The organism is Thalassospira xiamenensis M-5 = DSM 17429, assembly GCF_000300235.2.
GTDB lineage: Bacteria > Pseudomonadota > Alphaproteobacteria > Rhodospirillales > Thalassospiraceae > Thalassospira > Thalassospira xiamenensis.
In genome coordinates this window covers 4,546,043-4,570,275 of record NZ_CP004388.1, presented here as the reverse complement: position 1 = coordinate 4,570,275, position 24,233 = coordinate 4,546,043, and the positions used below count along the sequence as shown (strand labels likewise).

Sequence of the window (24,233 nt, the reverse complement as noted above, 5' to 3'; positions counted from 1 at the left end):
CATCAGACAAGCCAAAGCATGGACCCGATATGGTCAAACGGAAATATTTTCAAATGACTTTACAGCCACCGTGAAAACCCGGCAGGCTTGGTTTAACGCAGTTCGCATACGAACAGCAAGCCGCTCAAAACGGTAAACTGTCAGTTAAGACGCTCGCGCAGCTGCTTACCGGTTTTGAAATAAGGAACCTTTTTCTCGCCCACAGGCACAGCCTCACCGGTACGCGGATTGCGTCCGACCCGGGAATCACGCTGTTTCACGGAAAATGCGCCGAAGCCGCGCAGCTCAACCCGATCCCCGCGTGCCAGCGCCTCGGTAATTTCGTCAAAGATCGTCGCCACGATCCGTTCCACATCGCGCTGATACAGATGCGGGTTCATCTCGGCCAGCCGGGCGATCAGTTCTGATTTTGTCATATTCAGGCCCCATCCTGTTCGTTCTGACAGATATCCAATCAACCAAAGGTTAGATTACGTCACGTCGGCGCTTTCACTCAGGTTGCCAGACAGTCAGCAACCCGTCAAGTTTAAGCCCCTCAGATGACAGCATTTTTCCGATATTTCCCTCGAATAACACCGTCATGAGGGAGTCATCCGGATAATCGATTTCAAGCGGCACAACTGCCACATCGGGTGCAACACCCTTTTCATCCTGCAGCCAACGCAAAGCTTCGCGTCGACCACCAATTTCGTCGATCAGACCGTTCGCAACGGCCTGCTGACCGGTATAAACCCGGCCATCGGCCAATTTCCGTACGGTATCGGTATCCATGCCGCGTCGTTCAGCGACCATGTCGACAAACACGCCAAACATGTCTGAAATCAGGCTTTCCATAGCCGTTCGCGCGCCATCGTCCACCGGCTCGAACGGATTTGGCACGGCTTTCAGGGGGCCGCTTTTAACCGTTAGCGGCTCGACACCAAGCTTTTCCAGCGTGCCGTTGAAATTCATCGACTGGAAAATCACACCAATCGATCCCGTCACCGTCCCGCGATGGGCGACAATATGATCGGCGGCAATGGCGGCCATATAACCACCCGATGCGGCCACGGTTCCCATTTCAGCAACGATCGGTCGGGTTTCACCAATCCGGCGCAGGCTTTCAAACAGCGCCTCGCCACCGACCATAGTGCCACCGGGGCTGTTGATATGCACAATTACACCTGCGACATCGCTGTCTTCTTCAATCTCCTCCAGCGCATCCAGAAGATAGGGATCTTCTGTAATCACCCCTTCGATGTTCACCTCGACAATGCGCGGACCAATATTGCCCCATACGGCGTCACTTGCGCCGCTGCGTGCAAAGGCGATCACAATGGCAATGATGACGGCAACGACCGCCAGGACCCGCCAGCGGAAAATCGATTTTTTCAAACGTCGACGATCAAGAAGGATATCGGCATCAAGTGCCATTTAATGTGCCCCGGTATTCAGTATGAACTAACAGCTTCAAAAACCTGCCTTTTCAAATGGTTTTTCTTCATTCGCTTGGCAAGGACAAAAACTGTTTGAAACCAAAATTCTCGCTAAAAAATGACACGGCGACGGCAAAGTCGCGTCCAAACGGGGAATTTTGAACAAAAGCGATAAAAAAAAGGGCCGTGCAATGCACGACCCGTCTTCATGATCTGCCGTGGCAGACCCTGTTCGATCAGGAACAGATGCCTTATTCGGCACCTTCCTGTTTCTTGCGAAGTGCTTCGCCAAGGATATCACCAAGCGATGCACCGCTGTCAGCCGAACCATAATCCGCCATGGCTTTCTTCTCGTCAGCAACTTCAAGAGCTTTGACCGAGAGGGTAACCTTGCGGGTTTTGGCGTCGATCGTGGTCACACGCGCATCGACTTTCTCGCCAACTGCGAAACGTTCCGGACGCTGGTCCGAACGGTCACGTGCGAGTTCAGCCTTGCGGATGAAGCCTTTAAGATCGGTGCCACCAACAGCAACCTCGATACCACCATCGTTAACTTCGGTGATTTCACAGGTTACGGTTTCGCCGCGTTTGATGCCGGTAACGGCTTCTTTGAACGGGTCACCCGAAAGCTGTTTGATACCAAGCGAGATGCGTTCTTTCTCGACGTCAACGTCAAGAACCTTGGCTTTGACGATGTCACCTTTTTTGTATTCTTTGATGACTTCTTCACCAGCGCGGTCCCATGACAGGTCCGAGAGGTGCGCCATACCGTCGATACCGCCCAGAAGGCCAATGAACAGACCGAATTCGGTGATGTTCTTGACTTCGCCTTCGATCTCGGACTCGACCGGATGAGCGGCCAGGAAGGCATCCCACGGGTTCGAGGTGCACTGCTTGAGACCAAGCGAGATACGGCGTTTCTGTGCATCGACGTCGAGCACCATGACTTCGACTTCCTGCGAGGTCGAAACGATTTTGCCCGGGTGGATGTTTTTCTTGGTCCAGGACATTTCGGAAACGTGGACCAGACCTTCGACACCAGCTTCGAGTTCGACGAATGCGCCGTAATCGGTGATGTTGGTGACACGACCTTCGAATTTCGAACCGACCGGGTATTTGGCTTCGACACCTTCCCACGGATCAGCTTCAAGCTGTTTCATGCCAAGCGAGATACGCTGGGTTTCGCTGTTGAAGCGGATAACCTGGACCTTGACGGTCTGGCCGATCTGAAGGGCTTCAGACGGATGGTTGATACGCTTCCATGCGATGTCGGTGACGTGCAGCAGGCCGTCAACACCGCCGAGATCGACGAATGCGCCGTAATCGGTGATGTTTTTGACAACGCCGTCAAGAACCTGACCTTCCTGGAGGTTCTGGATCAGTTCAGCACGCTGTTCAGCACGGGTTTCTTCGAGAACGGCACGACGCGAAACCACGATGTTACCACGCGAACGATCCATTTTCAGGATCTGGAACGGCTGCGGGTTGTTCATCAGCGGGGTAACGTCGCGAACCGGACGGATGTCAACCTGGCTGCCCGGCAGGAATGCCACGGCGCCCGACAGGTCGACAGTGAAGCCGCCTTTAACACGACCAAAGATGGTACCGTCGACGCGTTTGCCTTCGTTGAACTGTTTTTCCAGCTCGACCCAGGCTTCTTCGCGACGCGCTTTTTCGCGCGACAGAACGATCAGGCCATCTTTGTTTTCATAGCGATCGACATAAACATCAACGGTATCGCCGATATTAACGTCGCCTGCGCCAAATTCTTTAAGCGGCACGCGGCCTTCGGACTTCAGACCCACGTCGACGATTGCATCGTCGTCGGTGGTTTTGACGACCGTACCGGTCATCACGCGGCCAATAAAGCCCTCGTCTTCAGAACCGAGGCTTTCGGCCAGCAGGGCGGCGAAATCTTCGCCGGTGGAGAATTGTGCTTGTTCAGCGGTTGTCATTAAAGAGACTTCCTTTCGAGTGTATCGTCACTATTCCGGCCAATCGGTTGTATCCGATGGTCTTGCCACAAAATCGTGGCGGGTTTTTGCCAATCGATGTCCCGATCCCGTTCGCGAAAAACCAAACGGTTTTCCATAGACGAAAAGGTGAACGCACATGTCGTTCACCTTAGGGTAACAACCCCTGAGATCGTTCTGTCGCTTGACGGTTAAAACGCCCGTGTGTCAGTCATTCTCGCCCATATGGGTCCGAATATGCGCCATGACTGCATTAAACACCGCATCAGCATTCAGACGATCCGTATCGATGTGGATTGCGTCCGATGCCATCTTGAGCGGCGCAACGTCCCGCGCACTGTCTCGAGCATCCCGTTCTTCAAGCTCCTTGAGAACGCGCTCGTATATAGCAGCGGGATTTTTTTCCTGCAACTGTTTGAACCGACGGTTTGCACGTTCTTCGACACTGGCCGTCAAATAGAACTTGATCAGGGCATCCGGACAGACAACCGTGCCAATGTCACGACCATCCAGAACAGCACCACGTTTGCCATCAGGCGGGCTGCTGGCAAGGTTGCGCTGAAAAGCTAGCAACACCGCGCGAACCTTTGGAATCGCTGCAACTTTTGATGCGGCACTTCCAACTTCTTCGCTACGAAGCTCTTCACTCTCAAGATCGTCGGCACCAAGTTTTTCTGCCACCCCGACCGCTGCATCCTCGTTCGAAGGATCAAGCCCAAGCGCCAAAACCTTTGCGCCCGTTGCCCGGTATAAAAGTCCGGTATCAAGGTAGGCATAGTCCATTGCTGCAGCGACTCGACGCGCCAAAGTACCTTTTCCCGATGCTGCCGGTCCGTCAATTGCGATGATCATGCGCGGGTGCCCCTGTTTGTTTTGATGTCTCACTTAATACTTGTGTGCCAAGAACGGCATTACGAGCCCCGGTATGTGAATAGAGAAGCCCGCCCGCGAAACAGATTACGAACCAGCCGGGGCAAGGTTGGCCCCAAGCTCGCGCATCAGCGCTTCGAAACTCGGAAAACTGGTCGCAATCGGGTTGGCATCATCAACCGCAACCGGATCATTCGCGCCCAGTCCAAGAACAAGGAACGACATGGCAATGCGATGATCAAGGTGGGTCTCAACCATGCCGCCACCCGGCACATCGCCACCCGTAACAATAAGGTCGTCACCTTCGATACGATGAATGATCCCGTTTGCTGCCAGACCCGCGGCCACAGCGGCAAGACGATCCGATTCTTTAACCCGCAATTCTTCAAGTCCGCACATCCGGGTTTCACCCTGCGCATAAGCAGCAGCAACAGCCAGCACCGGATATTCGTCAATCATTGATGGCGCACGTTCTGCTGGCACAACAATGCCGGTCAGGCGATTTTTACCACTAACAACAAGATCACCGATGGTTTCACCGGCTTCTTCACGTTCGTTAACAATCGTAATGTCACCGCCCATTTCAATAAGCGTCGTGATCAGGCCGGTCCGCAACGGGTTTAAACAGACATCACGGATGGTAACCTGTGATTCCGGATTGATCAAAGCCGCCACCAGTGGAAATGCCGCCGAGCTCGGATCTGTGGGAACCACAATATCAGCCGCCTTCATTTCAACCGGGCCGGTCAGGCTGACCGTGCGGCCGCCATCGTCATTGATGCTAACATCAACATCGACACCGAAATGACGCAACATGCGTTCGGTATGATCACGCGATGGTTTCGGTTCGATCACTGTGGTCGTTCCGGCGGTATTCAAACCGGCAAGCAACACGGCCGATTTTACCTGCGCGGATGCCATCGGCAGCGTATATGTCACCGGTTTTGCTTCATCGGTTCCAATGACGGCCATCGGCGGGCGACCACGTTCACGCGTGATGAATTGCGCACCGAATTCAGCAAGCGGGTCGGCAACACGCCCCATCGGACGTTTGCAAAGCGACGCATCACCGGTAAAGAAAGTGGTGATCGGATGGGTCGCAACAATCCCGGCCATCAGGCGAATACCGGTTCCCGCATTGCCCATGTCAATGACGCTATCAGGTTCCCGCAAGGCGCCAACCCCGACACCAGTCACATGCCAGGTCCCGTCATTATCGCGATTAACGGTCGCGCCAAGCTTGCGCATGGCTTCTGCGGTTGCCAGTACATCTTCACCTTCGAGCAGGCCGGTAATTTTCGTTTCACCAATGGCAAGGCCGCCAAACATCAGGGAACGATGGGAAATTGATTTGTCGCCGGGAACCCGGATATCGCCTTTAAGCGCACGGGACTTCAGCGATTGAAGCGGACGTTTGGTCTGCGAAGAGCTCATCGGGCCTGCCTGTCTATGTCTTGTTGTGACCATCAAATAATCGTTTTCCGGCCATTGAACCGTACCTTGATGCCGCCGCAAGTCCAGGCGCAAATGGTACGTTCGATTGCCGGGGGCAAACTCGTATCATATGCGCTTTTGACGCACCAGTATCGAAGCCAAATTTTGCTTGAAGCTTATGACGGCGCGTAGCGCAGAATCCCGCCTTTTTGAGGCTTGGAATAAAATCGGACAATTTCCTTTTGACAAGCCCGCCCCAAGATGGCAATTGGGCCAACTAGAAGAAGGTGAATTCGGCCTTCAACCCATTCTTTGATGAAACGGTATTTAAGAGGGTTTGCCGTAATGTCAGCACGCGGTAAGAAACGTCACTGCCAAGCCTGCGGTACCAAATACTATGATTTGAATCGTACGCCGGTCGTGTGCCCCAAATGCGCAACCCCGGACGGGGTGACCAAAATCAAGAAAGCCGCGGTTGCAAAGCCGAAGCCGGAAGAAGACGAAGATCTTGATGATGACGTCGATCTCGATGACGACGTCGACACCGATATTGATGACGATATCCTTGAGGATGCGTCTGATCTTGGTGAAGATGACGATGATCTTGGCGAAGTTCTCGAACATGTCGAAAGCGACGAAGACGACCGCTAGGATTTTTTGAAAATAGGTCTTGCCAAGATTTGGTGAACCTTCTAAATATCGCCCGCGCCGCAACGGAAACACCCAAAATCGTTGCGACGCGGACTAAAATGGGGCCGTAGCTCAGTTGGGAGAGCGCTACAATGGCATTGTAGAGGTCGTCAGTTCGATCCTGATCGGCTCCACCATCAAAACCCGTCGCCTAAAGCGACGGGTTTTGTCGTTTCAGTATTCTTTGCCCATATGAAAAGGCCGTCCAAAGGACGACCTTCAAAAGCGTCTGGATGTAAAATACTGCTTAGTGGACGGTGTGATCGATTGAACGCTCCGGGTCGGGAAGATGTCCAAAGCCATCAAGCAATTCGGCGATACCATCTCCTGCACGAACCACCATAATACGGCCTGAAACAGGATTCCCCTTTTCCTGTCGCAAAATTCCAATCACATCGGCAATGACTTTGAACTGGCAATCTTTCAACCAGTCATGAATTGCCTGTTCATGATGGCGGAACCTTTGCCCCGGCCCAAGATCGAACGGGAATGTGTCGCCATGTTCAAGTGAGAAAACCATCAATCCACCTGGTACAAGCCGCTCGTGGGCAGCCCGCAACGCCGGGACAAGATCGCCCAGATAATTCAGAACATCAGCAGCAACCACCAGGCCATAGTCGCGATCAAGCGCATCAGGCAAATCCGTGATGTCCGCGGCAATCAGATTTCGATAAAGACCCTTTGCCTTTGCCCGGTTAATCATGCGCGGCGATAGATCGACACCGTCAATCACGTCAACATGGCCCGCAAAAACATCCGCGACCAATCCTGTACCGCAACCAAGATCAAGAACCCGCAACGGGCGCAACAATTCCGGCAAGTATGGCCGGATGGCTTCAAAAAGAAGCTCCGGCCCACGATAGGCCAAGCGATCCCGCAACGAGATTTCAAAACGTGGTGCATAGTCGTCAAACAGGGCCCGAACATAATCAGGCGGCAAGCGATCGCGCATGGCAACCGCACCCAGCAAAGTCAGTCGAACTTCGGCTCCCATACGGTCAACCGGATCAAGAGCAAGGCACTGACGAAAAGCTTCGATCGCATTTTCGTGCTGTCCCATGCGTTCGAAAATATCGCCCAGCACAAAATGTGCTTCTTCCCAATCGGGATCAGCCGAAATTGCCGCCCGGGTCACATCGATTGCGGCCTCGGTATCATTCTGCCCGACAAGCGCCAGCGCGACATCAAGCCGCCGACTGGCCAACAAACGATCTTTGCTCATGTATATGAAGAAATCCGAAAAGGCTCCGGCCAAATGACCGGCAGCATCAAAACTCGATCATCGCTATATCAGCTGAATCCGCGCTTTTGGCAATATGGATAATATCATTTAAAATCAGATGTTTATCTAATTTTATCACTTTTGTACGCTGCAAAATCATTTTATCTGGTCCCTCTGCATCAGAATTCACAACAAACTTCGCAGTTGATGAATAGTCTTGGGTGATCCGGGCGATCACCAGAATAACTTGATTAAAACATAATGTATTAATATAAATATTTACCTCAACCTCTTGCTGCCGGGAAACAAGATGGAAAACTTTACGCCTTATTCCGCACTTCTGGGTGGTTCGCTGATCGGACTGGCTTCAGGCCTTTACCTTTTACTCAATGGCCGCATTGCGGGCATCAGCGGCATCCTGGGAAGCCTACTTACCAGCAAAGGCCCGACATCGGGTCGCGTTGAAAAACTTGCCTTTATCTCTGGCATGATCATTGCGCCAATGATCCTGTTGGCCCTCACCCCGATCAATGCCCAAAGCATTGTAAGCGCTTCCTGGCCGGTCATTATTGCAGCCGGCTTGATCGTCGGGTTTGGCACGAGACTTGGCAGTGGCTGCACCAGCGGACACGGAATTTGCGGCCTGTCGCGTCTGTCAGCACGATCAATGGTCGCCACCCTGTGTTTCATGGGCGCGGGCATGGCCAGTACCTTTGTCATTCGTCATGTTATCGGGGGCTAAATCAATGCGTATTCTTGCTTCTGCTTTCTGTGGCGCCCTGTTCGGCTTGGGCCTAATCATTTCGGGGATGACAGACCCCCAAAAGGTTCTTGGTTTCCTTGATATCGCAGCGATCCAGACCGGAAACTGGGACCCCAGCCTTGCGTTCGTCATGGCGGGTGCCCTTGTTATCGCATTCCCGATATTTCGCTTTGCCCAATCCCGCAGAACTGCCATTTGCGGCGGGACAATAGAACTGCCGAAACGACGCGACATTGACCGCAATCTGGTTATTGGCGGGCTTTTGTTCGGCATTGGGTGGGGCATGGTTGGCTATTGCCCGGGTCCCGCGATTAGTGCGCTTGCCTTTGGGCATATCGAAACAATCATTTTTGTGATCGCGATGATCGCCGGAATGATCGTGCATAAACTGATGATGAACACATTGGATCAGGCCGCAATCGCGCAAAAATAGCGAAACCCTTAACCTTTATGGCAAGTGCGCCACGCAAACCAGCCATACGCCACAAATTGCCATTCACAGGGAAATCAATCTGTTAGCATTCAAAATTTGTGGCGACTAGTCTGGAAAGCCTGAAATCTTGCTGCAACATGCTTGTCTTTGCAGCGACACTGGCATATGTGCAAAACAACATCACAGTATGATTTCAAAGGCCTCGCATGAAAATCGGCATTCTTGAAACCGGTCTTGTTCCGGAAGAACTTCGCGATGAATTCAAAAGCTATCCATCCATGTTCGAAACCATGCTTGGCGCATTGGATCCCGAGCTTGCCTTCCAGACCTGGACTGTACTTTTGGATCAATTCCCCGAAGACCTGAATGCCGTCGATGCCTGGATTGTGACCGGATCAAAGCATGGTGTTTATGAAAACGAACCCTGGATGATCCGTTTGCAGGAATTCCTTCGCGATATCGTCGCCGCCCAAATTCCTGTTTTCGGGGTCTGCTTTGGTCACCAGATTCTGGCAGCCTCCCTTGGTGGCAAGGTCGTCAAATCTGACAAAGGCTGGGGTATTGGTGTTCATGAATACACCACCAGCAAAACGGCCCCGATCTGGCTTGGAAATGCGCCGGCCAAGTTCAAGCTGAACGCATTCCATCAGGATCAGGTTATAGAATTGCCCGAAGGCGCAAATGTTTGGGCAAGCTCTGAATTCTGCCCCTATGCCGCTATTCAATACGGCGAAACCGCTGCTTCGATCCAGCCGCATCCGGAATTCCAGCGCCCCTATGAAGAAGCATTGCTGAAGGCACGATACACATTGTTGCCCGAAGACGTACATTCAAAGGCAACCAAGTCACTTGACGAAAAGCTTGATAGCCAACTGTTTGCCAAATGGATGCTCAATTTCCTGCGGGGTAATCGGGCGGTTAAAGCCGCCTGACCCAGGATCGGGAAGGCATTATCCCCTTATAACGGACCGCGGCATTTCGATGGCGGTCCGTTTTGCGTTTTAAGATATAGTGATGCATGCGCAACCGGCTGGAAGTTTTCAGAACATTCCGCAATACGATTTGTTTATGATTGCGTCTGATACTGGACTTTAGCAAAATTTCTGCCAGTAAAATGGAATGCCATGATCCAGAATTTACGGCTTTATTCCGGTCTGACGCTGTTTGCATATGTCTTCATGCATCTGATCAATCAGGCCGCTGGCATCATTTCGCCCGAAGCAATGGAAGCCATCGTCCCGGTTACAACCGGTATCTGGCAATTCCCACCGCTGGAAATTCTTCTTTTATGCGCTGCGATCACGCATTTCCTTCTTGCGACAGCGCGACTGACCAGCAGGCGCTCCCTGCGCCTGCGCAAATCCGAATGGACACAGATGGTCCTTGGTCTGTGCATTCCATTTCTATTGTTCCGCCATATCATCGCAACACGGATCATCGACCTCGGATTTGGTGTCGATTCCGCGTTTGAACGTGTTTTGCTTGATCTTGCCGTGTTTATTCCGAGCCAGGGCGTATTGCATGCAATCGCTGTGATTGTCGTCTGGACCCATGGTTGTATCGGTATTCATTTCTGGCTGCGATTAAAGCCATTTTACCCGCGTTGGCGCGGTGTGCTTGGCGCATCAGCAGTACTTGTCCCGACACTGGCACTGGCCGGATTTGGCGCGGCGTCCGCTGAAATCATTCGCCGGACCGAAGAAGGCGGACGCAAATATGTTTTTGGTGTTCTGGATGCCGCAAACGTCAATGACGCGGCAGTAAAATTTTATGAAAATGCGCTTCTCCCAGGCACGATAATTGCCATTTCTCTGGCTTTGGCACCCTTTGTCGTGCGGCAAATTCGCCAGACCGTTGATCGCATCAAACGCGGACCGATGCTATCGATGCCCAACGGCAAGCTGATCCGCGTCGCCCCCGGGGCAACGGCACTTGAAGCCCTTCGCGATGCCGGTGTGCAGATGGCATCGGTTTGTGGCGGACATGGTCGTTGCACGACATGCCGCATCCATTGCGGATCGGGCATTGATCAGCTTGCAGCCCCCGGCAAGATCGAAGCAGCCGCGCTTGAGAGCATCCACGCGCCGCGTGGTATGCGATTGGCCTGCCAGATCAAACCGGTAAACGATCTTGCGGTTGCGCCGTTATTGCCGCCGAACGCCACCGCACAGGATGGACGCCGCCCCGGCGGTCTGTCCGGTAGCGAACGTCAGGTTGTTTCCATATTCACCGACCTTCGGGATTCGACACGTTTGGGCGAAAAGAAAATGCCCTACGATGTGCTGTTCATCCTGAACCAGTTTTTTGCCGAAATGACAGAAGCCTTACGCGAAAGTGGCGGGCTCTATGCCCAGTTCACCGGTGATGGCCTGATGGCGCTTTATGGTCTTGATACGGACGATACGGAAACCATGATCCGTGATGCCCTTCACGGGGCGGCGGGGATGTTGCGCCGAATCGAAAATCTGAATGAACATTTGAAATCAGAGCTTCCGCATACATTGCGCATCGGTATTGGCATTCACATGGGCGAAGCGATTGTTGGCGAAATGGGGCCACCCGGCCGCGAAAACATCAGCGCCATCGGCGACACGATCAATACGGCTGCAAGACTGGAAAGCCAGACCAAAAAGCATGGTGTGCCGCTGGTGATATCAAAGGCAATTTTCGACCATGGGCCGATTCCATTACCTGAAAATGCGGTGATGCATGAAGTGGCCTTGCGCGGAAAGGATCAGACTGTTGCCTACTATGCACTGGAAAATATGCCCGAACTGCCGGAACGCGTTGTATGATCATCTCTGATCGGTCATGATCTGCGTATTACACAGGTCTGATATCGCATATTCCCAAGGTTTCCGCGGTTACAGTATCAATCCGGGTCTTGACTATGCGATAGAAAACCACATTTATTCGATTAGATAGATATGTCTGATGCCGAACGGGTCGGGTCAGATGTTCAGACGCCCGAAACGCCAAAAGCGTGGGGTCTGGTCGATATCACACTCGCTCTACTGAGGAGGTGCTGCCTATGTCACGAATTTCAATGTTTAACAGTCCGCTGCTGTTGGGGTTTGACCAGATCGAACGTGTTCTTGATCAGGTTTCCAAAACCAAGGCAGAAGGCTATCCGCCTTATAATATCGAGCAAATCGGCGAAAACCATCTGCGTATCACGGTCGCGGTCGCAGGATTTGCCGAAGACGATCTGTCGGTAACGACCGAAGACAACCAGTTGATTATTCGTGGCAAGCATCAGGAAGACGACAGCAACCGCATCTATATCCATCGCGGTATAGCATCCCGCCAGTTCCAGCGTTCCTTTGTACTGGCCGAGGGTATTGAAGTTGTTGGCGCCCATCTTGATAACGGACTTTTGCATGTGGATTTGAACCGTCCGGTTCCTGAACCGGTTGTACGTGAAATTGCGATCAACTCTGCCAAGAAGAAAGCCGTCTCGTCACGCACCATAGATATGACCGTCGATGCTGAAAATGGCGCAGACGCGGTCGAAGATAAAAGCCGCAAGGCGTAACAAGGAGAGTGGTTTTATGAGCAATCGCATCTCAGACCATGAGACCAAAGAAACCCGCGGCGCGGAACAGGATTTGAACCTGCTTTCGTCTGGTGATTTTGCCATGCTTGGCATTCACGATTTTGCTTATGTGCGCGCGATGGCCAATCCTGAAGACGAAAGCAACGAAACGGTCTTTGGGGTATTTACCGCCGATGGTACCCATATCGCATCGTTCGAAAGTCAGGCCGTAGCCCATGCGGCAATCCGCCAGCACGACATGGACCCGCGTTCGGTTCACTAAGACGACCCGATCAGGATATCTCGGAAATCAGAAGGCAGCCAATGGGCTGCCTTTTTGCTGGGTTTGATCAGGCGTCACCCTAACGAATTTCGATCACTTCGCCAGGTACGGCAACCCGTACCTGCGGATTTTCGCGCAGAAGTTCGGCGATCTCACGTCTTACATCACGTTTGATGTGATAGAGCCAGAAACGTGATCCGGGCATATCAGATGCCAATTGCAGAACAGTTTCCAAATCGCAGTGCGCGGCATGTTTTGGATCATGCTTGGGCAAATATGTTTCCTGAAACACCAGATCAGCAGCGGTAAAAAGCGCTGTAGTATCGGCTGTCACGTTACCGTCACCGGAATAGGCAAAACCCTTATTTTCGAAACGCAGCAAAATTGCATGGTTCTGAACGCTGTGATCGGAACGGGCAAATTTGGTTTCGAACGGACCTATCTGCGTGGTTTCCGGCACCGCATGCCAGATAATTTCAAACGGCCACGCACTTCCAAGCCCGGCAAAGCCAAGCTCCATGATCTTTTCCAGATGATTGCGTACCGCAGGTGTCGCGATGATATGGATCGGCTTTGATCGACCGTCATCGCGCCAGTTCAGCATAACCGGCACCAGTCCGAAAACGTGATCGGGATGCATGTGGGTGAAATAAATCGCATCAATGGCATCCGGATCGGGAAACTTGCGCATCAGCAATCCGGGCACCGTTGCCCCACAGTCAATCATCAACCGATAGCCATTTGCACTCACCACGACGGATGAGTTTTCAAAGGCGGGATCGAATGCCTCGCCAACACCCAGAACATCTATGCGCATATATTCACTCGACATTCCCTGTCACCGCGCTGTTTGCGGATCATTTGCAATGAGTGTCTATTTTTGCTGAGACAGTGAACATTAGGCAAGCTGTTCAGATTTGTTTTCGCGATAAAGTCTCAAAACCGTCACCGCACAAACAAAACTGGACGGCCGAATGCATCGGCCATCCTGCAGTTCGATACATCTGTATAGGAAATCAGACGGTTAACGCGCCAGGACTTCCGCAGCCTTACGGGTTCGACTGACCGAGTCGGCGACCATACCCGTGGTGGACTTGATGTTATCAAGGTTCCGGGCAAGACCATCAACCGCACCTGCCATCATGCGCATGTTTTCCGAAACGCCTTCAGTCACCGCACTTTGTTCCTCAACCGCCGAGGATATGTTGGTGACACTGTCCCTGACCGTTTCCACCGAACGACGAATGGTTTCAAGGGCACCGACAACCTCCGACGAGATCGACTGAATGCCTGAAATTTCATCGGAAATCTGCTCGGTCGCACGAGCGGCCTGATTGGCCAGGTTCTTAACCTCGTTGGCAACAACGGCAAACCCCTTGCCAGCATCGCCCGCACGCGCGCTCTCTATCGTCGCATTCAATGCCAGAAGGTTGATCTGCCCGGCAATATTCTGAATGACTTCAACGATGCTCCCCATTGACTCGACAACCTCCGCCATACGCTGGGTCGAGCTGTTGGCGCTGATCGTCTGATCAAATGCGCGCTCTGTTTCGTCACGAGACTGCGCCATACTACGCGAAATTTCTGCAATTGATGCCGCCATCTGCTCGGCACTGGCCGCAACGGTCTGCACCGTATGCGAGGTTTCCTCGGATGTGCTGACACTTTGATTGGCCGAATTGCCCAAAGCGGCGATGTTACTATCGATCTCGGTAAAGTTCTGATCGATCATGGTCTTGAGCTCAAGCAACAGAAGGGTTTGCTCGGTAATATCTGTCGCGAACTTGATCACCTTGAAAGGCTTTCCAACCGGATCAAGCACCGGGTTATAGGACGCCTCAATCCAGATTTCCTTGCCGCCCTTGCCGACGCGTTTGAATTGGCCCGTATGGAAATTCCCGGTTTTCAGGGTTTCCCAGAACGAGCGATATTCGGCAGAGTCACGATATTCTGGCTCAACAAACATGCTGTGATGCTTGCCGATAATTTCATCGAGTCTGTATCCCATGGCATCGAGAAAATTCTTGTTTGCCTTAAGGATAATGCCCTTCAGGTCAAACTCGATCACGGCCTGCGATTTTTCCATCGCGTCAAAGACACTTTGCAAAACCGCACGCTCAACGCGACGCGCTGTAATGTCGGATGCAAATTTGACGACCTTCGTCGGCTTTCCGTCTTTGCCAAGAATCGGGTTGTAAGTTGCTTCAAGCCATATCATCTCGCCATTTTTGCGCACATGCGGCACAGCACCCGACGAGAATTTACCGCTGCGAAGCTGTTCCCAGAATTTCCGGTATTCTTCGCCATTACTGATTTCACGCGGGACAAACATCGAATGATGCCGACCAACAATTTCCTCCAGCGAGAAACCCATTGTTTTCAGGAAATTATCATTGGCGGTCAGAATCTTACCATTAATCGAAAACTCGATAACAGCCATCGACAGGCTAAGCGCATTTACAATCTGCTGACCTTCCTGCGACTTGTCATTACTGAAAAGTGACGCAAAACCCATCCGAATGTCTTCCTTGTGTTGCCCGGGTTTCTAACTGAAGACCCGGTCATTTAGAGGCATGTATAAAAACAAAACGAACAATTCCGCATATACTGCGCAATTGTTCGGATCACAGGGTATCTATACCGATGAAGTAATCAACCACCTATTTTAGCATAGGTGAACATACTTTGGATTATACGTTCAAGCTGGCCATTTTACAATATATCGGGTCAAATCAGGGTGGGCGTCATCCTCTGAGATCACCATTCCCTTGATCGACATTCCCGCCGCGATCGTTGAGTCTGCGCGTCCTGAAATTAGTGGGTGCCAGTCAGGTAATCCTTTTCCTTCGGCCATCAAACGATAGGCACATGTCGATGGCATCCAGGACAATGTCGTGACGTTTTCCTGCGAAAGTTGCACACAGTCAGGCACATGCTGGGTTCGATTTGGATAATCCTTGCAGCTGCAGGTTTCGCAATCGAGTAATCGACAGGCTACCGAGGTATAATAAACAAAGTCGGTGTCCTCATCCTGCAGCTTATGCAGACAGCATTTGCCGCATCCGTCGCAAATGGACTCCCATTCCTCGGTAGTCATTTCATCAAGCGTCTTGGTTTCCCAAAACGGTTCATTCCCTGTCTCAACCGTCGGCTCTGTCATCGTCTCTCTCGTCCGGCATCATTTTATTATTTTTGGATTGTAGCATATGGCGGACTTCCAAACCGCAAAGATCACCAATCGAAGCTACTGGCAGATCAGATGAAAGAACGAGCCGAAAACACTGCCCTTCATCAAACCGGCACTGCCAAGGTCATCACCAGTTGCCGTGGCCATGTTTCCAAGGGGCGTACCATCGGCTTTGATGGTCGAGGCATAGTGAAACTCGTGCCCGCGAAGAACGGTCCCAACCGGCCCCAAAGCTGTTGCCCCGGACAAAACCAGTGTTCGATATCCCAAATGCAGCTTGCGATCAGCAAAGCTCGTCACAAGGGGCAAAAGCCCAAGCATCTGGTGATGTTGGCCAGTTGCATCAATCAATGCCTCGCCCAGCATCATATAGCCACCGCATTCGCCATAGATCGGGATATTTCTGGCTGCCAGCGCCGCGAGTGCCGCTTTGAAATTTCCGGCATTCGCCAGTTGTTCCCCATGCAGTTCCGGATAACCGCCCGGCAGATAGACCGCGTTCGCCCCCTTGCTGGGAGGTTCATCGGCAAGCGGGGAAAAGAACGATAATTCCGCCCCCTGACGGCGCCAGTCTTCAAGAAGATGGGGATAGGCAAAGGCAAAAGCCGTATCCCGTGCGATGGCGATATGCTGCCCCAATGGCGGGATACCGATGCCAACCGCATCCGAACCATCACCAGCCCCCACCGCAAGTTTCCGCCCGCGTACCAGACCGATCAACTGATCAAGATTGACATCCTCGGCAATAATCCCGGCCGCCTGATCAAGAAACACATCAAGCGCGTCATGTTCGCCTGCCTGCACAAGGCCAAGATGCCGTTCGGGCAGCGATAATGTATCACTGCGCCGGACCGCCCCGATCACAGGAATTTCCGGAAGATGTTCGCGGCATGCCGTTTCAATCATCATACGATGCCGATAACTGCCAACCCGGTTCAGGATCACAGCCGCAATTTTCACATCTTTGCGAAAGCCGGCGAACCCGGCGATCACCGCGGCAGCCGATGCCGACTGCCCCTTGACGTCAATAACCAGCACCACCGGCCAATTCATCATCGCCGCAAGATCGGCCGTCGACCCACTGCCGTCCGCCGCCCCGTCAAACAACCCCATCACGCCTTCGCACAGAAGAAGTGACTTCTCCCCGGCCTGCCGCTGGGCAAGCGTAACGATCTGATTACCGGACATCGCCCAGGGATCAAGATTGATACATTTTTCTCGGCATGCAGCGGCCTGAAATGCCGGGTCTATATAGTCCGGTCCGGTTTTCGCCGCCGCTACACGAACACCCCGATTGGCAAGTGCACGCAAAAGGCCAAGCGTCAGAACCGTCTTGCCGCTATTTGACGAAGGTGCGGCAATAATCAGGCCCGGAAGCTGCATTGCAGATAATTCCATATTCTTCCGGTTTCCCTGAATGCCGCACAAACTGATCCCTACAGAAACGCGGTAATCATCCGTTCTTCTTAACGACTTCGGCAATGCCCTTTGCCATATCTTCCGGGGCTGTTCCGTAATTAAAGTGACGGATAAATGACCCATCACGTCCCATCAGATACACAAAGGACGAATGGTCCATCAGATAGGCATCCGAATCCTTTGCTTCCCCGTCGGCATATGCCTTGGCGTAATACACACGGAAAGTCTTTGCCGCGGCTGTAGTCTGTTCAAGCGTTCCGGTCAGGCCGACCATACGTTCATGAAAATGGGGAACATAAGCCGCAATCGCGTCAACTGTATCGCGTTCCGGATCAACCGAAATAAAGACCGGTGTTACTTCATTGGCAATTTCGGGATCAAGGGCATCAAGCGCATTGCCCATCACCTGCAATTCGGTCGGGCAAACGTCCGGACAATAGGTATAACCGAAATAAATCAGCATGTATTTTCCGCGGAAATCCTGTTCGGTGCGGGTCTGACCATTTTGATCAACCAGTTCAAACGGGCCGCCAATTGCCGCAGCACCCGAACTTGAAGATACGGTTTCCGATCCCATCATCATCAGTCGATAGGTCAATCCGATTCCGAGAACCAGCGCAATCGCCAGAATGATTACGAGTGTTTTCCTGCTCACGCCGCTACCTGTTCCTTTTGTCCCGGGATTACCTTTGCCGCAATCAACCGGATGAATAACCCACTGTCTTGCGGGCACTATAAATCCGCAAAACGATCATGCAAGACCCGTGACTGTGCCATGGCTCACAATAGCGTCATTGCGAATTCGCAAAATTATCCGATCTGATGAAATGCCAGCATGGCAAGGATGATGGCGTTAACGACCATAAGCCCCCGCCCAACCGGTGCCATAAAAGCACGAAAACGTCGGGTGGCATACTGGCCGATCACACCCGTTGCAAACAGCATCGGCACGGTGCCAAGACCAAATACCGCCATGACGAACCCGCCGGTCAATGCATTGCCACCTGCGGCCGCCAGAACCAGCGCACCATAAATCAGACCGCAGGGAATAAATCCAAGCATGATCCCCAGCAGATAACCCCGCCAGCCAAATGGCGCACCAAATAGCGGTTTGGTTCGGTCACCAACCACACGGTTCCACCATGCCCCCGCAGCATTTCCTCCAGCCACGTTTGGAAACAGCCCGGCAAGATGTGGCACCAGACCGATTACCCCAAAGACCAGAAAGAAAAGTGCCGCACACAAAAGCAACATAGGCCCCAACCACCAGATTTTGGTCAGCACCGTGATGCTATCGGCGAAAAAGCCCGCCATCACACCAAGCAGGGTATAGGTCGTCAATCGGCCAAACTGATAAGGCAATAAGGCGGCCCCGGTAAGTCGGCGAAGCTCGCTCATCTTTTCAAGCGGCAGCTTTTCCATGCGCGACGTGACCTGACTGATCACAAATGGCCCACACATCCCGACACAGTGCGTGGCACTGCCGACAAGTCCGGCAATCAATGCTGTCGCCAAAACGCCGCTGTCCTCTTGAAGGACAGTGGCGCATTGTGCCCAGCCGCTTTCGATGATGCGGATCAGTATCTGTTGTTCGTCCATGATCCACCCGGAATGATCAGTTGCGTCGATTGTGACGCGCCGATCCATTGAGAACAACGATATAGATCAATCCGGAACTCAGGATTTGGAAACGTTCGTATCCACCGGCATGGTAATAAGGTCAAGAACCTGTTCGAACGGAACATGGCGCACGGCTTTGACGTCATCCTGCGGCGAAAGCCAGTTCAACCGGTCGCGCAAGTCGACCACCTTGCCCAGAATACAAACTGCCGGCGGTTCCACACCGGCTTTTTCGACATCATCGGCCGCATTGGCAAGCGTTGAAATCAGAATGCCCTGATTGGGGGTTGTTGCCTGATTGATAACCGCAAGTGGTTCGTCACCGGATCGTCCATTGGCCATCAGTTCCGATGAAATACGGCGCAAATGCTTCATCGCCATATACAGCACCAATACCGGCGCCCCTTTGGCAAGAGCCGCCCAATTAATGTTATCGGGCATTTCGCCACTTGAACCGTGGCCTGTGACAAAGGTTACCGATGAATTGCAATCACGATGCGTTGTTGGAATCCCGGCATAGGCCGCACCGGCAATCCCCGCCGTAATACCCGGCACGACCCGGAACGGCACATTATGTTCAACCAGCGTCAGACCTTCTTCACCACCGCGACCAAAAACAAACGGATCACCACCCTTAAGCCGCAGAACCCTTAAGCCCTGCTTGGCGTAATCAACAAGCTGCAGGGATATATCCGTTTGCTTTGAAGACGGCCGACCACCGCGCTTCCCGGCATAAACACGCTTGGCATCCGAACGCAAAAGATTGAGAATCCGGTCATCAACCAACGCATCATAGACAACAATATCGGCCTGCTGCATCGCATTGACAGCATGAAGCGTCAGCAAACCGGGATCACCCGGACCTGCGCCGACCAGCCAAACCCAACCCGGCTCAAATACCGGAAAATCAAGACCAAGTGTCGTCATTGCGGAATTCTTTATCTCTCAGCCAACTGGTCCATCTGTGCAGGACCGGATCGTATGGATATGTTAAACAGCATCTTGGTGCTACGTCCAACATATTAATCCGTATTTTTTTCGTTATTTACCTAATACCACATCATTTATAATGTTTAATATATGAGCTTTGTCAAAAAATGCGTGGTGCCATAATAATGGTTAACCCAAATCTTCAAAGCCATAAACCGGGATCGCCCGCCCCATGACCCGAAAACCGGACGGACCACTACGCAAGGGATGGACAACGGGGGCCTGTGCCACCGCGGCAACCCGCGCGGCGTGGCAAGCGCTTTTGTCTGGCGAATTTCCTGATCCGGTCACCATCATCCTTCCCCGGGGTGAAACACCATCCTTTAACCTGATCAAGGCTGAAACCGGCGATGGCTGGGCACGGGCAAGCGTGATCAAGGATGCAGGCGATGATCCCGATGTCACCCATGGCGCGGAAATCATTGCAACAATCCGCCATGGACAACAGGGGTCCGGCATCACCTTCCATGCCGGCGACGGTGTCGGGATGATTACGAAACCTGGCCTGCCCATCCCGGTGGGCGAAGCCGCGATCAACCCCAAACCGCGCGAAATGATGACACAGCAGATCGTCGAACTGGCAAACAGGTTTAACGCGACTACCGATGTCGAAATTGAAATTTCCATTCCCGGCGGGCGGGAAATCGCTCTGAAAACCTGGAACCCGCGACTGGGAATTGTTGGCGGTCTTTCCGTACTGGGAACCACCGGCGTGGTGATTCCGTTCAGCTGTTCGGCGTGGGTTCATTCCATCCATCGTGGCATTGATGTCGCGCGCGCCACCGGCCGCAAACATGTTGCCGGGGCCACCGGCAAAACGTCCGAAGCTGCCATTCGGCAATTTTATAATCTGCCGGACGAGGCTATCCTGGATATGGGCGACTTTGTTGGCGGCATGCTAAAATATCTGCGTCGCCATCCAGTCGATTATATCACAATTTCAGGCGGATTTGCCAAACTGGTCAAACTGGCGCAGGGCCATATGGATCTGCATAGCAGCCGGTCCGAAGTCGATTTCAACAAGCTCTCTGATACAGTTGCCGCACTTGGCGGTGATGCCGAACTGGTATCTGAAATTGCCAATGCCAATACGGCCAAACAGGTTCTGGAACTTTGCTCATCCAGAAACGTTGATATAGCACGCACCATTGCCCTTCAGGCTGGTGAAACCGCCCGCGCAACCATCGACGGTGCTTCCGCCATCGAAATTGTCGTTGTTGATCGTGTTGGCAGGATCATCGCCCGTGCCGGACATGGTGATTTTGACGCCTTTCTTCCCGCCGAAGGCACAAAGCCGAACCTTTAAAATGAACAAGAACAGGCCCGCAACATATGACTCCCCCTCGAAACACAGAAACCCCGCTGAACATTCTTATTTTTGGCGGCACGGGGGATGCCAACCGTATCGCTGCTGACCTGTTACAGGAATTCGGATCAGATGTGCGTCTGCAGCTCTCTCTTGCCGGTCGTACCAGTGCCCCAAGATTACCGGATGGCATCCCCGTCCGCATTGGTGGTTTTGGCGGAGCCGAAGGCATCATATCCTGTCTGGGTTCGGAAAAAATCGATCTCGTGATCGATGCAACTCACCCCTATGCCACACAGATATCCAGCCACATTGCCCAAGCCTGTCACGCGGTGGCGACACCCTGCATTCAGTTTCAGCGGTCAGCATGGCAAAAAACGGATAAAGACCGCTGGATCATCGTCAGAAGCCTCGCAGAGGCAGCTCAAATCCTGCCCGAACACGGAAAACGCGCCTTGATCGCCAGCGGACGCAAGGATCTTGCCCATTTCGAAGGCTTGGAAAAAACATGGCTGCTTGTGCGGACTGTCGAGTCTCCCAAAGATCCATTCAATCTGACTCTGGGTGAATGGCTGATTGCCCGTGGTCCCTTCACGGCCGAAGGGGAAATCGAACTTCTGCAACGCCACAAAATCGATGTCATCGTCAGCAAAAATAGCGGCGGTGATGCTACCGAAGCCAAGATTCTGGCTGCCCGCGAACTGAACATACCGATCATCATGGTTGAACGGCCCGGTGCAGCTCCGGTTGAACAAGCAGAGAAAATACAAGAAATAATAGAAAAAATCAGAAATACGCTTGCAAAACACTGACTCAAAAAGATATTTCTTCTCGTGATTTGGACCTTTCAGGGCGGTCCAAGTAACAACAGTCGAGAAGGGCAAAATAAGCCGCCGACACCCTGAAATCCTTAATGGGAATTGTCATGACCGGCAAAATTGGTTTGCGCGGAAGGCTGATGCTGGCAATTGTGCCAATCGCCTTGCTCGCTGTATGTGCCGCCGCCCTAGCGGTTTTTTCTTTCCAAATCACAGAACAACAGCAAAAAGTCGTAGCAGAAGAAGCTATCCCGGCCCTGATTTCCGGCCAGGAACTAAGCGCGTTTAGCGATGCCGTCACCGGCATGGCGCGTCGTGTCACAACTGCGCAATCAGAAGCACAGTTGGAAAACACGACCAAAGCACTCGGCATGATCGAAAATCGCATGAACGATCAAATCGCCGAGTTGGCCAGATACGATATTGATGGCGAAATACTAAGCTCATTCTCCCAACAAACAGGGAAGATGATCAATAATATTAATAGCTTGTCCGATATCATGAAGTCACGATTTGACACGCAGAAAACGCGTCAACTTATCATGAGTGACATCATTCGCGCCGTGAATGAAATTGAATCGATCACAATCAGCGCCAGTGACATGGCGAACAGCAATCTGGAAAACAACTTAAGCCAGCTATATGGCCTGGTCCGCAATCCGGAGAAAACCAAAGAAGTCTTTCAAACGCTGAATACGCTTCGCGGAGAGGACGCGCCAACAACAAAGAACATGCTGGAACTGCGCGCGGTGGCACTTAAGATTCCCGCACTGGCCCGCATGACTTTCACGGCAAGCAGCCCCGAAGAACTCGACAAGATCAAGAATTTATCAACGCCGCTTATCCCCCAAATGCAAAGTGGCTCAGATGAAATTCCGTCGGATGAAGATCGCGAAACGGCAAGATCGTCGGTTGAAACAATTGCAAATGGTCTGACATCGAACGGCAGTAACAATCTGTTCAATTTGCGTCAGAACGAATTCGTTAGCGAAGCTTTGCTGACCGATCTGTTGACACAAACAACAGAGACATCCCAACAAATGGCCCAAACCGCGCAACGACTTCTGGAAGATATGCGCGCGAAAATCAACGATGCCAATCAGGGGGTTACAACCACCATCGGCATTGCGAAAAACATCATGATCGGGGTTGCGACCGCAGCACTGATTATTTCTGCACTGATCATATGGCTTTATGTCCAACGCAATCTTTTGGCCCGTCTGATCGGATTGAACGTTGCCATGGATCGCTTGACCAAAGGCGACCTTGAAACACCGGTAACCGATCATGGCAGCGACGAAATTGCAGATATGGCATCGGCAGTCGAATTGTTCCGGGAAAACGCGAAGGAAGCAGAACGTCTTCGGGAAGAAAACAAAGCCGCAGAAATTCGTGCGGAACAACAACGTCGCGAAGCATTGCTGGAAATGGCGAACGGCTTTGAAAGTTCCGTCAATGGGCTGGTCACGGAACTGCTGTCCCAGGTTGGTGACATGCGCGATGCCGCCGACAACATGGCACATAACGCCGGTGACAACGTTCACCGCGCAATCGAAGTCAGCGAAGCATCCCAGAATGCATCCCAGAATGTCAGCTCGGTCTCGTCCGCAACCGAGGAACTGTCTGCATCGATTGCCGAAATCGAACGACAGGTTTCCAAGGCAGAGGAAGTTTCCCGCGCTGCCGTTTCCGAAGCCCGCAAATCTGATGAAACCGTTCGCCAGATGTCTGACACGGCAAATCGCATTGGCGAAGTCATTGAACTGATCACGACCATTGCTGACCAAACCAACCTGCTGGCCCTTAACGCTACCATCGAAGCCGCACGAGCCGGTGACGCCGGCAAGGGCTTTGCCGTGGTCGCAAACGAGGTCAAAAATCTGGCATCCCAAACCCAGCGCGCGACCGAGGATATCGGCAAGCAAATCGAAGAAATGCGTTCGGTCAGCAGCGAAGCCGTCGAGATGATTTCGACCATCGCCCGGACTATCGGCGAAATCGATACGATCTCAAGCTCGATCGCAGCCGCCATGCGTCAACAGGGTTCTGCCACGGCCGAGATTGCCAGCGGATCGGAAGAAGCCGCCAACGGTGTGCGTCACGTGTCTGAAAACATGCTCAATGTATCGCGTGCCGCCGAGGCAGTTCAGGACCTGTCAGGTTCAACCCGCAACACTGCCGAAGAGCTTCTGCAAAAGGCCCATCGTCTGCAGGACGAAGCCAACAGCTTTGTAGCCCGTGTTCGCGCCGGTTAGGCTGCTTGAGAATGCCTGAA

Annotated in this window: 24 protein-coding genes and 1 tRNA gene; 11 read left to right on the top strand and 14 right to left on the bottom strand. The window is 52.6% G+C overall.

The genetic code is table 11. The annotated features are described in order from the left end of the window. Positions 1-140: 140 nt before the first annotated feature. From ihfB to aroA, 5 genes are all read right to left on the bottom strand, one after another. The gene (ihfB, locus tag TH3_RS21160) at positions 141-416 is read right to left on the bottom strand and encodes an integration host factor subunit beta (protein WP_007088342.1); all 276 of its coding nucleotides are present in this window, start codon (positions 414-416) and stop codon (positions 141-143) included. A 73-nt stretch (positions 417-489) separates the two neighbouring features. Further along, positions 490-1,413 (bottom strand): signal peptide peptidase SppA, encoded by a 924-nt coding sequence (gene sppA, locus TH3_RS21155; protein WP_007088343.1) that lies wholly within the window; start codon positions 1,411-1,413, stop codon positions 490-492. A 253-nt stretch (positions 1,414-1,666) separates the two neighbouring features. After that, positions 1,667-3,370 carry a 30S ribosomal protein S1 gene (rpsA, locus tag TH3_RS21150; protein ID WP_007088344.1) on the bottom strand — a complete coding sequence of 568 codons (1,704 nt, stop codon included), beginning with the start codon at positions 3,368-3,370 and terminating at the stop codon, positions 1,667-1,669. 225 nt (positions 3,371-3,595) lie between these two features. Continuing rightward, positions 3,596-4,240, bottom strand: a complete 645-nt coding sequence (gene cmk, locus TH3_RS21145; RefSeq protein WP_007088345.1) for a (d)CMP kinase — start codon at positions 4,238-4,240, stop codon at positions 3,596-3,598. 105 nt (positions 4,241-4,345) lie between these two features. Further along, a complete protein-coding gene (gene aroA, locus TH3_RS21140; RefSeq protein WP_007088346.1) occupies positions 4,346-5,692 on the bottom strand; it encodes a 3-phosphoshikimate 1-carboxyvinyltransferase in 1,347 nt (448 codons plus the stop codon). Positions 5,693-6,037: 345 nt separating this feature from the next. Between aroA and TH3_RS21135 the strand changes: the two genes are divergently transcribed. Both TH3_RS21135 and TH3_RS21130 read left to right on the top strand, forming a co-directional pair. Then, complete coding sequence (locus TH3_RS21135; RefSeq protein WP_007088347.1) at positions 6,038-6,343, top strand: FYDLN acid domain-containing protein; 306 nt, start codon at positions 6,038-6,040, stop codon at positions 6,341-6,343. Between the two features lie 100 nt (positions 6,344-6,443). Next, a tRNA-Ala gene (locus TH3_RS21130) sits at positions 6,444-6,519 on the top strand. A gap of 110 nt (positions 6,520-6,629) precedes the next feature. On the opposite strand, the gene TH3_RS21125 is transcribed toward TH3_RS21130, so the two are convergent. Then, on the bottom strand, positions 6,630-7,604 hold the full coding sequence (locus TH3_RS21125) for a class I SAM-dependent methyltransferase (RefSeq protein ID WP_007088348.1): 975 nt from the start codon (positions 7,602-7,604) through the stop codon (positions 6,630-6,632). Between the two features lie 46 nt (positions 7,605-7,650). Next, positions 7,651-7,842: a hypothetical protein gene (locus TH3_RS21120; RefSeq protein WP_040060285.1), complete on the bottom strand. Its 192-nt coding sequence runs from the start codon at positions 7,840-7,842 to the stop codon at positions 7,651-7,653. Positions 7,843-7,914: 72 nt separating this feature from the next. Here TH3_RS21120 and TH3_RS21115 point away from each other — a divergent pair, with 72 nt between their 5' ends. The 6 genes from TH3_RS21115 to TH3_RS21090 all read left to right on the top strand — a co-directional run bounded on the left by TH3_RS21115 (position 7,915) and on the right by TH3_RS21090 (position 12,618). After that, the gene (locus TH3_RS21115) at positions 7,915-8,346 is read left to right on the top strand and encodes a YeeE/YedE family protein (protein WP_007088349.1); all 432 of its coding nucleotides are present in this window, start codon (positions 7,915-7,917) and stop codon (positions 8,344-8,346) included. Between the two features lie 4 nt (positions 8,347-8,350). After that, the gene (locus tag TH3_RS21110) at positions 8,351-8,800 is read left to right on the top strand and encodes a YeeE/YedE family protein (protein WP_007088350.1); all 450 of its coding nucleotides are present in this window, start codon (positions 8,351-8,353) and stop codon (positions 8,798-8,800) included. A 206-nt stretch (positions 8,801-9,006) separates the two neighbouring features. Next, positions 9,007-9,732 carry a GMP synthase gene (locus TH3_RS21105; protein WP_007088351.1) on the top strand — a complete coding sequence of 242 codons (726 nt, stop codon included), beginning with the start codon at positions 9,007-9,009 and terminating at the stop codon, positions 9,730-9,732. Between the two features lie 192 nt (positions 9,733-9,924). After that, the gene (locus TH3_RS21100) at positions 9,925-11,595 is read left to right on the top strand and encodes an adenylate/guanylate cyclase domain-containing protein (protein WP_007088352.1); all 1,671 of its coding nucleotides are present in this window, start codon (positions 9,925-9,927) and stop codon (positions 11,593-11,595) included. A 236-nt stretch (positions 11,596-11,831) separates the two neighbouring features. Further along, the gene (locus TH3_RS21095) at positions 11,832-12,335 is read left to right on the top strand and encodes an Hsp20 family protein (RefSeq protein WP_007088353.1); all 504 of its coding nucleotides are present in this window, start codon (positions 11,832-11,834) and stop codon (positions 12,333-12,335) included. Between the two features lie 16 nt (positions 12,336-12,351). Then, positions 12,352-12,618, top strand: coding sequence for a DUF1150 family protein (locus TH3_RS21090; RefSeq protein ID WP_007088354.1), 267 nt, complete (start codon positions 12,352-12,354; stop codon positions 12,616-12,618). A 79-nt stretch (positions 12,619-12,697) separates the two neighbouring features. Here TH3_RS21090 and TH3_RS21085 read toward each other — a convergent pair whose 3' ends face one another. From TH3_RS21085 to cobA, 7 genes are all read right to left on the bottom strand, one after another. Beyond that, a complete protein-coding gene (locus tag TH3_RS21085) occupies positions 12,698-13,450 on the bottom strand; it encodes an MBL fold metallo-hydrolase (protein ID WP_139328086.1) in 753 nt (250 codons plus the stop codon). Positions 13,451-13,642: 192 nt separating this feature from the next. Beyond that, on the bottom strand, positions 13,643-15,133 hold the full coding sequence (locus TH3_RS21080) for a methyl-accepting chemotaxis protein (protein ID WP_007088356.1): 1,491 nt from the start codon (positions 15,131-15,133) through the stop codon (positions 13,643-13,645). A 183-nt stretch (positions 15,134-15,316) separates the two neighbouring features. Beyond that, positions 15,317-15,778 (bottom strand): YcgN family cysteine cluster protein, encoded by a 462-nt coding sequence (locus TH3_RS22730; RefSeq protein WP_007088357.1) that lies wholly within the window; start codon positions 15,776-15,778, stop codon positions 15,317-15,319. An 84-nt stretch (positions 15,779-15,862) separates the two neighbouring features. Further along, positions 15,863-17,203, bottom strand: coding sequence for a cobyrinic acid a,c-diamide synthase CobB (locus tag TH3_RS21075; RefSeq protein ID WP_007088358.1), 1,341 nt, complete (start codon positions 17,201-17,203; stop codon positions 15,863-15,865). 55 nt (positions 17,204-17,258) lie between these two features. Further along, a complete protein-coding gene (locus TH3_RS21070) occupies positions 17,259-17,879 on the bottom strand; it encodes an SCO family protein (RefSeq protein WP_007088359.1) in 621 nt (206 codons plus the stop codon). Positions 17,880-18,034: 155 nt separating this feature from the next. Further along, complete coding sequence (locus tag TH3_RS21065) at positions 18,035-18,823, bottom strand: sulfite exporter TauE/SafE family protein (RefSeq protein WP_040061380.1); 789 nt, start codon at positions 18,821-18,823, stop codon at positions 18,035-18,037. A 78-nt stretch (positions 18,824-18,901) separates the two neighbouring features. Next, the gene (gene cobA / locus TH3_RS21060; protein WP_007088361.1) at positions 18,902-19,771 is read right to left on the bottom strand and encodes a uroporphyrinogen-III C-methyltransferase; all 870 of its coding nucleotides are present in this window, start codon (positions 19,769-19,771) and stop codon (positions 18,902-18,904) included. 235 nt (positions 19,772-20,006) lie between these two features. Here cobA and TH3_RS21055 point away from each other — a divergent pair, with 235 nt between their 5' ends. From TH3_RS21055 to TH3_RS23140, 3 genes are all read left to right on the top strand, one after another. Next, the gene (locus TH3_RS21055; protein ID WP_007088362.1) at positions 20,007-21,140 is read left to right on the top strand and encodes a cobalt-precorrin-5B (C(1))-methyltransferase; all 1,134 of its coding nucleotides are present in this window, start codon (positions 20,007-20,009) and stop codon (positions 21,138-21,140) included. A 26-nt stretch (positions 21,141-21,166) separates the two neighbouring features. Beyond that, positions 21,167-21,952 (top strand): cobalt-precorrin-6A reductase, encoded by a 786-nt coding sequence (locus TH3_RS21050; protein ID WP_007088363.1) that lies wholly within the window; start codon positions 21,167-21,169, stop codon positions 21,950-21,952. A gap of 113 nt (positions 21,953-22,065) precedes the next feature. After that, complete coding sequence (locus tag TH3_RS23140) at positions 22,066-24,213, top strand: methyl-accepting chemotaxis protein (RefSeq protein WP_167710594.1); 2,148 nt, start codon at positions 22,066-22,068, stop codon at positions 24,211-24,213. Positions 24,214-24,233: the final 20 nt, after the last annotated feature.

Excerpts from the sequence above, each read along its gene's own strand:
- ihfB (WP_007088342.1), bottom strand. The coding sequence starts at position 416 with ATGACAAAATCAGAACTGATCGCCCGGCTGGCCGAGATGAACCCGCAT.
- sppA (WP_007088343.1), bottom strand. The coding sequence starts at position 1,413 with ATGGCACTTGATGCCGATATCCTTCTTGATCGTCGACGTTTGAAAAAA.
- rpsA (WP_007088344.1), bottom strand. The coding sequence starts at position 3,370 with ATGACAACCGCTGAACAAGCACAATTCTCCACCGGCGAAGATTTCGCC.
- cmk (WP_007088345.1), bottom strand. The coding sequence starts at position 4,240 with ATGATCATCGCAATTGACGGACCGGCAGCATCGGGAAAAGGTACTTTG.
- aroA (WP_007088346.1), bottom strand. The coding sequence starts at position 5,692 with ATGAGCTCTTCGCAGACCAAACGTCCGCTTCAATCGCTGAAGTCCCGT.
- TH3_RS21135 (WP_007088347.1), top strand. The coding sequence starts at position 6,038 with ATGTCAGCACGCGGTAAGAAACGTCACTGCCAAGCCTGCGGTACCAAA.
- TH3_RS21125 (WP_007088348.1), bottom strand. The coding sequence starts at position 7,604 with ATGAGCAAAGATCGTTTGTTGGCCAGTCGGCGGCTTGATGTCGCGCTG.
- TH3_RS21115 (WP_007088349.1), top strand. The coding sequence starts at position 7,915 with ATGGAAAACTTTACGCCTTATTCCGCACTTCTGGGTGGTTCGCTGATC.
- TH3_RS21110 (WP_007088350.1), top strand. The coding sequence starts at position 8,351 with ATGCGTATTCTTGCTTCTGCTTTCTGTGGCGCCCTGTTCGGCTTGGGC.
- TH3_RS21105 (WP_007088351.1), top strand. The coding sequence starts at position 9,007 with ATGAAAATCGGCATTCTTGAAACCGGTCTTGTTCCGGAAGAACTTCGC.
- TH3_RS21100 (WP_007088352.1), top strand. The coding sequence starts at position 9,925 with ATGATCCAGAATTTACGGCTTTATTCCGGTCTGACGCTGTTTGCATAT.
- TH3_RS21095 (WP_007088353.1), top strand. The coding sequence starts at position 11,832 with ATGTCACGAATTTCAATGTTTAACAGTCCGCTGCTGTTGGGGTTTGAC.
- TH3_RS21090 (WP_007088354.1), top strand. The coding sequence starts at position 12,352 with ATGAGCAATCGCATCTCAGACCATGAGACCAAAGAAACCCGCGGCGCG.
- TH3_RS21085 (WP_139328086.1), bottom strand. The coding sequence starts at position 13,450 with ATGTCGAGTGAATATATGCGCATAGATGTTCTGGGTGTTGGCGAGGCA.
- TH3_RS21080 (WP_007088356.1), bottom strand. The coding sequence starts at position 15,133 with ATGGGTTTTGCGTCACTTTTCAGTAATGACAAGTCGCAGGAAGGTCAG.
- TH3_RS22730 (WP_007088357.1), bottom strand. The coding sequence starts at position 15,778 with ATGACAGAGCCGACGGTTGAGACAGGGAATGAACCGTTTTGGGAAACC.
- TH3_RS21075 (WP_007088358.1), bottom strand. The coding sequence starts at position 17,203 with ATGGAATTATCTGCAATGCAGCTTCCGGGCCTGATTATTGCCGCACCT.
- TH3_RS21065 (WP_040061380.1), bottom strand. The coding sequence starts at position 18,823 with ATGGACGAACAACAGATACTGATCCGCATCATCGAAAGCGGCTGGGCA.
- cobA (WP_007088361.1), bottom strand. The coding sequence starts at position 19,771 with ATGACGACACTTGGTCTTGATTTTCCGGTATTTGAGCCGGGTTGGGTT.
- TH3_RS21055 (WP_007088362.1), top strand. The coding sequence starts at position 20,007 with ATGACCCGAAAACCGGACGGACCACTACGCAAGGGATGGACAACGGGG.
- TH3_RS21050 (WP_007088363.1), top strand. The coding sequence starts at position 21,167 with ATGACTCCCCCTCGAAACACAGAAACCCCGCTGAACATTCTTATTTTT.
- TH3_RS23140 (WP_167710594.1), top strand. The coding sequence starts at position 22,066 with ATGACCGGCAAAATTGGTTTGCGCGGAAGGCTGATGCTGGCAATTGTG.